Source organism: Microvirga zambiensis WSM3693, from assembly GCF_016735695.1.
Classification (GTDB): domain Bacteria; phylum Pseudomonadota; class Alphaproteobacteria; order Rhizobiales; family Beijerinckiaceae; genus Microvirga; species Microvirga zambiensis.
Window position 1 is genome coordinate 1 of sequence record NZ_JAERQD010000165.1, and the last position, 2,283, is coordinate 2,283.

Here is a 2,283-nt window from a genome sequence, read left to right on the forward strand (position 1 = left end):
CTCGATGCGGGCGATCACCCGGCGCTCGCGCGACCAGCTCTTGGCCCGGTGTGTCGTCTCGGCAAAGCCACGCACGATCTCGCGATCCTCGATCGCCCGTTGAGTGCGCACCGCATCAGCCACATCCTGCACCTTGCTTGTGAGCAGCCTCGTGCCAGCCAGCCCGAAGAGGTAGCTGACGCCGTTCTGCTCGCAGAAGGCCATGGCCTCGGGACGGGCATAGTGACTGTCGCCGCGGAACGTGATCTGCGTGGTCGGCCAGCGCGTGCGGATGCGCCGCACCAACCGGCGCAGATGCGCCCGCACCTCGACGCCCGAGGGCGTCTTGCCCGGCCGCAGCACGACGGCAACCGGTCGGCCGGTGGCGCTGTCGTAGACATGGATCGGCAGAAAGCAGCGCTCGTCATAGTGCGCGTTTATGTGGAATATGCGCGTCAAGGCTGGGTAGCCGAGCTAGGGACCGGCAGTGATCACGCCGGTTGCCGCCAGTCGAGAGCCCGGCGTCGGGCAACGACGTCCCCGGAGTCCCCCGCAGGCTCGCCCGCCCGCTACAGCGCTAATGGGGAGCGCGCGGGCGGGTGAGCCTGCTCCGGTGAGCTACGCCGCCAGCCAAAAGGCGGCCATCATCCGAGCGTCCGTGGTCTCGCCGCGATGTCACGCGGGGTCGGTCCTGCTGGTGTCGGCGTGTCGGCGAGCCTGGCGACGAGCGCCGCCACCGCCTCGCGGTCGCCCTCGACCGCCGCGCGCTCGTCATCGGTGAGCGGGATGACGGCGAGGCGGTGGTCCATGCCCTCACGCGCTTCGAGAAGCTGCGCTTTTGCGCTCGGCTTGGGGATGTAGAAGTCGCACTTGGCGCACGCCATCCGGTGGGGGCACTGCTCGAAGAAGCTGTAGCTGCACCAGCCGTGGCCAAGATCGTAGTGCTGCCAGGGCGCGCCCGCCGCGGCGGCGCCGCTCAGCACGGCTTCGCGATCGATCAGCACCTCGATCGTGCGCACGTTGCGCGCGAAATAGCCGGCATCACCATAAGCTTTGGTCAGCGTGTTGGGCGTAATCGCCGCGTAGTGTCTTGTCGTCTCGGGCGAGGTGTGGCCGAGCCAGGCCTGGAGTTCGAACAAGGTCATCGGCTCCTTCGCGTTGTAGAGTTGGCTGGCGATGGTGGCGCGGGCCCGATGGCTGGTGATGCGGCCGCGCACGTCCCTGTCCGGCACCCCGCCCTTGGCGCAGAGCAGCGGGATGATGGACTTGTTGATGTAGGTGTTGGCGACCGCACGGCCGCGGACAGCGAAGAGAATGTTGATCGGCTCGCCCGTCTTGCGATCGGGAAGCGGGGCCTGCGCGGGCCTTGCCGCCTCCCACGCCTCAACCGCGCGGCCGACGAGTGGGTCGACAGGCTTGGTGAAGGCGGGGCCGGTCTTGTGGACGGGCACGTCGAGCAGGCACACGGGCGGGGCGCTCGGATCGGCGCTGTCGGCCTGCCAGCGGATGCATCCGACGCGCAGGCGCACGATCTCGTCGCTGCGCTGGCCGATGAACAGCCAGGTGAGCGCGAGGGCGCGGACGAGTGCGAGCGGATAGGCGATGATGCCGCGTGCGGCGAGGTCGTCGGCTGTCAGGTTGAGCCCCGCCCACACGAGCTTTGCCCAAGCGTCGTCAGCGATGATGCGCGGCTTGGGGAAGATTAGCGCCTTGACCGCGCGCGGCGTCACCAGCGCAATGGATGGATCGAAGCGCGGCGGGCACCAGCCATGCTCGTGGCCTTCGCGGAAGAAGCCGCGGACCACCGAGATGTAAGATGCCTTGCTCGTTGGCGCGAGCGGCAGGCCCGCGCGCGCCTCGATGCTGGAGCGCCGCTGCGCGAAGTCGCCGATCAACATGCGGTCGACGCGCGCGACGTAGGCGGCGCAGGTGGCCCGCGTCCAGTCTCCCGGCGCTGCAACACCGGGCTGCTCCTGCGTCATCCAGCGTCCGACCTTGGACAGGATCGATCGGTACTCGCGGCGCACCGCCGGGGTGAGCGTTGAGGTGCCGTACCAGTGGTCGACGGCCTCCATCCACACGGCCGGCGCGCCTTCGACCGGCATGCGCCACCCGCGCGTCGGCAACCCGGGTGGCGAGGCGTAACCGAGCGCGGCAAGCGCGCGGTGGATGCCGTGAAGGGTGCCACCCGCCCACGCCGTAAAGCCGGCATCGGCCCGAAGGCGGGCGAGCGCCTCGTCGGTCAGGTCTGCGAGCCTCGGGCTGCGGTTGCGCAACAGGAGTTCGCAGACGACGGTCCGTGTG

The 2,283-nt window shown here is 69.5% G+C and carries 1 protein-coding gene and 1 pseudogene; both read right to left on the minus strand.

Features of this window, described 5'->3' with window-relative positions; genetic code table 11:
• Positions 1 to 417: pseudogene (locus JKL46_RS34580) on the minus strand (transposase); the annotation flags it as partial.
• Positions 418 to 623: 206 nt separating this feature from the next.
• The coding region (locus tag JKL46_RS34585) for a tyrosine-type recombinase/integrase (protein ID WP_201842955.1) at positions 624 to 2,283 on the minus strand (1,660 nt) is incomplete at its 5' end.